General features: G+C 56.8%; 7 protein-coding genes. 5 read left to right on the top strand and 2 right to left on the bottom strand.

The window, feature by feature from the left end:
• Positions 1 to 89 precede the first annotated feature (89 nt).
• The 3 genes from AB4Z51_RS43815 to AB4Z51_RS43825 are packed head-to-tail and all read left to right on the top strand — an operon-like array spanning position 90 to position 2,686.
• Positions 90 to 1,508: a cytochrome ubiquinol oxidase subunit I gene (locus AB4Z51_RS43815; RefSeq protein WP_441499661.1), complete on the top strand. Its 1,419-nt coding sequence runs from the start codon at positions 90 to 92 to the stop codon at positions 1,506 to 1,508.
• 24 nt (positions 1,509 to 1,532) lie between these two features.
• Complete coding sequence (cydB, locus tag AB4Z51_RS43820; protein WP_441499662.1) at positions 1,533 to 2,540, top strand: cytochrome d ubiquinol oxidase subunit II; 1,008 nt, start codon at positions 1,533 to 1,535, stop codon at positions 2,538 to 2,540.
• 8 nt (positions 2,541 to 2,548) lie between these two features.
• Positions 2,549 to 2,686, top strand: a complete 138-nt coding sequence (locus tag AB4Z51_RS43825) for a DUF2474 domain-containing protein (RefSeq protein WP_441499663.1) — start codon at positions 2,549 to 2,551, stop codon at positions 2,684 to 2,686.
• Positions 2,687 to 3,169: 483 nt separating this feature from the next.
• On the opposite strand, the gene AB4Z51_RS43830 is transcribed toward AB4Z51_RS43825, so the two are convergent.
• Together AB4Z51_RS43830 and AB4Z51_RS43835 are read right to left on the bottom strand one after the other, a co-directional pair.
• Positions 3,170 to 3,679 (bottom strand): lipocalin-like domain-containing protein, encoded by a 510-nt coding sequence (locus tag AB4Z51_RS43830; RefSeq protein WP_441499664.1) that lies wholly within the window; start codon positions 3,677 to 3,679, stop codon positions 3,170 to 3,172.
• A gap of 1,049 nt (positions 3,680 to 4,728) precedes the next feature.
• Entirely contained in the window at positions 4,729 to 5,007 is a 279-nt protein-coding gene (locus AB4Z51_RS43835; protein WP_441499665.1) for a flavin reductase, read from the bottom strand.
• A gap of 298 nt (positions 5,008 to 5,305) precedes the next feature.
• Here AB4Z51_RS43835 and AB4Z51_RS43840 point away from each other — a divergent pair, with 298 nt between their 5' ends.
• Both AB4Z51_RS43840 and AB4Z51_RS43845 read left to right on the top strand, forming a co-directional pair.
• On the top strand, positions 5,306 to 5,578 hold the full coding sequence (locus tag AB4Z51_RS43840; protein ID WP_441499666.1) for a formate dehydrogenase: 273 nt from the start codon (positions 5,306 to 5,308) through the stop codon (positions 5,576 to 5,578).
• Between the two features lie 12 nt (positions 5,579 to 5,590).
• On the top strand, positions 5,591 to 6,485 hold an 895-nt coding region (locus AB4Z51_RS43845), incomplete at its 3' end, for a molybdopterin-dependent oxidoreductase (RefSeq protein WP_441499667.1).

Consider the following 6,485-nt stretch of genomic DNA (forward strand, 5'->3'; position numbering starts at 1 on the left):
GTCGATACTGGCGCGAAATCTCCAGTTAACTTCACAGGGTTTTATCAGGGTTTCACCCGCCCAATTGACCGGATCGGGAGAAGCAAAGGATGTTCAGATTAACCGCTCTGGAACTGGCGCGGATCCAGTTCGGCTTCACCATCTCCTTCCACATTATCTTCCCCGCGATCACCATCGGGCTGGCGAGCTTTCTCGCCGTCCTCGAAGGGGTGTGGCTGTGGAAGAAGCAGACCGTTTACCGAGAGCTCTATCAGTTCTGGTCGGCGATTTTTGCGGTCAACTTCGCCATGGGTGTCGTCTCCGGCCTCGTCATGGCCTATCAGTTCGGCACCAATTGGAGCTATTTTTCCGCCTTCGCCGGCAGTATCACCGGACCGCTTTTGACATATGAGGTCCTGACCGCCTTCTTCCTCGAAGCGGGCTTTTTAGGCGTCATGCTGTTCGGCTGGAACAAAGTCGGGCCGGGCCTTCACTTCTTCGCCACCATCATGGTGGCGCTCGGAACGTTGATTTCGGCGACATGGATTTTGGCATCCAACAGCTGGATGCAAACGCCCCAGGGCTTTGAGATCATCGACGGGCGTGTCGTCCCCGTTGACTGGTTGAAGGTCATTTTCAACCCATCCTTCCCCTATCGATTAGCGCATATGACGGTTGCCGCGTATCTGGCGACGGCGCTGTTTGTTGGCGCCTCCGGGGCCTGGCACTTGCTGAAGGGACGCGATACACCGGCCACACGAACCATGCTGTCAATGGCGATGTGGATGGTGCTGGTGGTGACCCCGCTTCAAATTGCGATCGGCGACGCGCACGGCCTCAATACGCTAAAGCATCAGCCAGCAAAGATCGCCGCGGTGGAGGGGCATTGGGAGAACAAGCCAGGCGAGAGTGTTCCGCTGGTTTTGTTTGGCTGGCCCGATATGATGGCGGAGACGACGCGTTATGCGTTTGAGGTTCCATATCTCGGCAGCCTCATTCTCACCCACGAACTGAATGGCCAAATTCCCGGACTGAAGGAATTCGCACCAAGAGACCGTCCGAACTCGACGATCGTGTTCTGGAGCTTTCGGGTCATGGTCGGTCTYGGCATGCTGATGCTTTTGCTGGGAATATGGGCGGCGTGGGCACGGTGGTGCAATCGTCTCTACCTCTCCAAGCCTCTGCTTCGTTTCGCCGTCGCGATGGGGCCGGCCGGCCTGATCGCAATCCTGTCGGGTTGGTTCACGACTGAAATCGGTCGTCAGCCCTGGGTCGTTTATGGCGTCATGCGGACTGAGAACGCGGTGTCGAACCATTCTGCGCTGGCGCTTTCGACAACTCTGATCCTGTTCATCGTCATGTACACCATCGTGTTTGGGACCGGTGTCAGTTATATGCTGAAGCTGGTCGCAAGAGGACCTCAGGCTCATCACACTGCGCCCGATGGCGTGGCCGGCGACGAAGACCAGAACTTGCGTCCCGCGCGTCCGCTCTCCGCAGCGCCTGACGACGTTGATCCTACGCCTTAAACGAAAGAAAGGGAGGGTTAGACGATGGGTATCGATCTTCCACTGATCTGGGCTATCATCATCGGCTTCGGATTGATGATGTATGTGATCATGGACGGCTTTGATCTCGGCATCGGCATTCTTTTCCCCTTCATTCCGAACCGAACTGACCGCGATACGATGGTCAATACTGTCGCACCTGTTTGGGATGGAAACGAAACGTGGCTCGTCCTCGGAGCTGCGGGACTGCTTGCCGCATTCCCTTTGGCATACTCGATCATCCTCACAGCGCTCTATCTGCCACTGATCGTAATGCTGGCGGGGCTGATCTGGCGCGGGGTCGCGTTTGAATTCCGCTTCAAGGCGGATGAGGCGCACCGGCCTTTCTGGGACAAGGCGTTTGCCTGGGGATCCTACATCGCGACCTTCTGCCAGGGCGTAGCTCTAGGGAGTTTCATCGACGGGTTCGAAGTCTCCCGCGGCGTCTTCGACGGCGGACCTTTCGACTGGCTTCGTCCTTTCAGTCTGTTCACCGGGCTTGGTCTTTTGGTGGCATACGCGCTGCTGGGATGTACCTGGCTYATCATGAARACCGATGGCGAATTGCAACGGCGGATGACSKTTCTGGCGAAACCGGCAGCGTTGGCGCTTATCGCGACGATCACCATTGTGAGCATCTGGACGCCGCTCGCTCACCCTGACGTGGCACAGAGATGGTTCTCCCTTCCGAACCTTCTTTTTTTCGCGCCCGTACCTTTGCTGGTATTGCTCGCGACGGCCTTGCTCATTCGTTCTCTCTCCAACGGATATCACGCCGCACCATTCATGCTGGCGTTGTGCTTGCTTTTTCTGGGCTACAGCGGTCTGGCAATCAGCCTCTGGCCGAACATCGTTCCCCCTTCCATTTCAATCTGGCAAGCAGCAAGTCCGCCTCAATCGCTTGGCTTCACGCTCGTCGGCGCTCTTTTCATTATCCCCTTCATCCTGATCTACACTTCGTGGTCCTACTACGTCTTCCGCGGTAAGGTCCGGGCCGGCGAGGGCTATCATTGAAGCAACGCATGACCTCAAAGCATCGACCAGATTGGGAAAGCCGGTTGGGCTGGCTCGTGATCATCTGGGCAGCGAGCGTCGCGACACTGGGAATTGTCGCGCTGCTGTTCCGGTTGCTGATGAGCACGGCAGGACTGACGATATGAGGCGAAGAACACTTTGATGTAGCGAAATGACTTAATGTATGTGGTCGGAAACTCGCAAATTTACGCGTCCGTTTGGATCGGTTTCTGCGCCAGCATGCGATGGCTGAAAGTCTGTGGAGCGGGTTGCTTACCTTCTCACGGTACGGAGTGCTTATATTTCGAGGCATACACAGAGAAGACGACGACAAAGGGACAATATGCCTCAGAGATGGTGCTTATAGACCGTCCAGCAAAGTGATCGCGTTGGCCGAGATCGTCTTTGCGAGACGTGCTTCGCTTCGCCACCAAAGCTAATCGACCGCCGTGTCGGCTCTCGGAGGCAAACCCGACGACAATCCAGCATCGCCTCGTTCGCCACTTTTCACCCAATTCGGACATCGTGGCGGACCCGCTCACTCGATCACTTCGGTTACCGAGGCTTGGCTTGCCGGTCGGGGGGCCGAGTTCTGAAACCAGTGCGCGTGCGACGGATTGACCGAAAGATCACTCGGCTGCGCTTGTTGCGCGTTTCAGAGTCACCACAGCCGTACCCCCACGGGATGCCGGTGTAGGATTCTTATACGTGAGCTCATCGCCGTTGATCGCGATGAAACGCCTCTGATTCGTATTGTCCCACGCGGGAAAGCTGCCGCCGATAATATGTAAGGATATCGAATGTTCAGATTCATTGACTTTGTAGTCGCCAAACATCACGATTATCCCCTCCAGAACAGCTTTGCTTTGCCCGGCAGTCGGAAAGTCGCGGCGGGCAAATTTTGCTCGTCTCGGACGCATGAGATTGATTGAGAAGTGATCTGCTGCATCAAACATGAAATATCCTTTCGGATCGGAGCCAAATACTTCGGTTGTTTTCCCAGTCCTTTCATTCACGTTTAGAAATGAAATGACGCTCCAAGTGCCTACAAGCTGCTGTTTGAGCGGCTCTGCGGCTTCCGCGGATAACGTGGCGCATGTAAGCGCTGCGGCTATCGGAATTGACAATAGTGCTTTCATGGTGCTCCTCCGGTTTTCAGGAACGTTCCGTCTATGACGGGTTCTGGGCTGGCCGCCCAGGTTAGTCAGAGCCTCAAAATCATTGCATGGGGCACTCATCGGTCAGTGGGGCAATTCATCCCACAATGCTGCACCAACGGCCAGTACGGTATAGAGCAATCGGCCAAAAACGCTACGGCCCACGATCATGTCGGCGATCCCGCGGAAGTCGTCGAGCGAGAAGGCCGGGGCCTTTGGTGTAAGAGACAGCGGTCGTTGAAGCGCTCGGAATGCCGAGCGTTACTTGTGATCGCGAGAAAGCCGGCAACAAAGGTCCAGTTCTGGCCCATCAGCGAAGTGGCGACACCTTTCATTGAGGTCCGCTTGGTGGGGGGGAGCGGACTGACTTTGCTCACTCTGAGTTCTTCGCATTTTGACCCGAAGCCGACTTCCACCCACCGGCCTCAACACGTTAAGTCTGCTAGTCGGTCACCATCACCGCCGGGACCTCGGCCGTGATCGGTGACTGAAGGTGCTGCTCGCTCGGGCCTGCTCAAAGGTGAGCCCATGAGTGAGCGGGCTGAGGGGGCAACGCGACAGACCTATTAGCGCTCTGTCCTCACATACGGCCTGAACTCAGGCGCCGGCTGCAAAGCCGGAGCGGCATTCACTGAGAGTGATGCTTCACCTCGCGGGTGCCGGGACCTTGTTTGTGAATTGCCAAAGGTGCCCCAGATAAATACGTTCAACACGAGCGAAACGGCGACCAGGAGCAAAAGGTCACGGACCATGATGTCCTCCCTTTCGCTGTTTCAATTGGGAAATAAGCCCAACGTTCTAGACGGCCTAAGCCATCCACCGTTGCCGGGTAAGCGCCAGCGCCGACGCAGCAGACGCAAAAATTCGTCTCGATGATCTTCCTACTGAAATTGACATGCGGACGTCCCTCCGGCTGTCGACATGCACGCCAGCTTGAGTGCGTTTTCCAGACACTACTCTCGTACGACGTGAAGCTGGCGCGCATCTGGTCACGGAACCGCCGCGCAACACCAGGATAATCGCTAGAGCAATCATATTGCTCTCCGCTTGCCCGTGAAGCGGGCCGAGAGATCCGATTTATGTTGGCCAAGAATGTTCACCGAAAACAATCCGCGTTTGAGGATTGCCATTCCTCGTCGCGCTGCCTTCGTTGGTAAAGAACAAAAAGCATGCACAGCGTAAGCGATACCGATCAGCGAGTTAATGGTTGCGCCGAACAGCTTGCCCGCCCATTCGGTCGCGATGATGGCGACGCCGGTTGGGAAGGCGTCCATCACCGAGGGGAAGTGCTTCGGATCGATGGTCTGCAAGAGTGGCAGGGAGTCCCGATAGTTGATCCAGTTTCCGCAAGGCGAATGTCGCGGCGCCAAATGCGGATGCGAAATGGAGGTTGCTAGTACGACGACGTTTTCACGTGAAAATTGCATCGTGCAATGTTGAAAAACAAGACCTTTTCGAAGGACCGGAATATTCCCCCTGCTACATAGCGTCTCCCGGCTTTTTATTGCGTGCATCCAAGTAGACACAATTACACGCGGGATTGCCGGAGCCGCGATTGTTGGCACGATTGAAACCACCGTGCATACGTGCTATTCTTGCCGAGGTAAGATGATGATCGAAGTAGGGCTGTGTGCCTATGATGGGCCGCATCTCGATGGTGGAGCGGCCTTCATGAAGGAGCGCCTCAGGATCGGTTTTCGTCGGCGCGATATGCTTGGCATCACCGTTGGCAGTGCTGCGGCAGCGTTGGTGGACGCTGTGGTGTCGGGCCCGCCCTATGCCAAATCCGTCGATCGCCAGAATAAGCGCAAGGCGCGCTACCAGGCCAGTTCCGCGGAAGTCCAAAACTTTTACCGCGTCAACGCTTATCCGGCCAAATAACGGGAGACGCCTGTGCTGATCAAGCGGTCGCWGCGTCTCCGTGGTCGCGATGAAAAATCCGGCGTTGAGGCGGGTAAGTCGAGCGAAGGGTGTAAGCCGAGCGCAGCCTGGGATCGCCGCGCCTTTTTGGCACGATCCGGTATCACGGCAGGGGCGCTGACAGTACTCGGCAATCTTCCGCTCGGCAGCGTCCGCAAGGCGGAGGCTGGTCCGCCACCTCCGGCAGGCGCGACGGTCACGATGCGCAAGAACGTCTGCACTCACTGTTCGGTCGGCTGTTCGGTCATCGCGGAAGTCGCGAACGGAGTGTGGATCGGCCAGGAGCCCGATTACAATAGCCCGATCAATCGGGGATCGCATTGCTGCAAGGGCGCGGCAGTGCGCGACGACGTGTTGAGCCAGCGTCGGTTGCGCTACCCCGTGAAGCTCGTAAACGGCCAATGGGTCCGCATTTCATGGGACACGGCCATCGACGAGATCGGCGACAAGTTGCTGGAGATTCGTCAGAAGTCCGGACCTGACTCGGTCTACTGGCTCGGTTCGGCCAAATTCACCAACGAAGCCGCCTATCTCAATCGCAAGCTCGCGGCCTTCTGGGGAACCAACAATTCCGATCATCAGGCCCGTATCTGCCATTCCACCACCGTCACCGGGGTCGCTAACACCTGGGGCTATGGCGCGATGACTAACAGCTACAACGATATCCGCAATTCCAAGACCATTCTGATCATGGGCGGCAATCCGGCGGAAGCGCACCCGGTTTCGCTGCAGCATATTCTGGAAGGTAAGGAACTCAACCGGGCCAATATGATCGTGGTCGATCCGCGTATGACGCGCACGGCGGCGCACGCAACGGAATATGTTCGCGTGCGCCCCGGTACCCATATTGCCACCATCTACGGGATGC

Source organism: Bradyrhizobium sp. 2TAF36, assembly GCF_052114925.1.
In the GTDB taxonomy this organism is placed as follows: Bacteria; Pseudomonadota; Alphaproteobacteria; order Rhizobiales; family Xanthobacteraceae; genus Bradyrhizobium; species Bradyrhizobium barranii.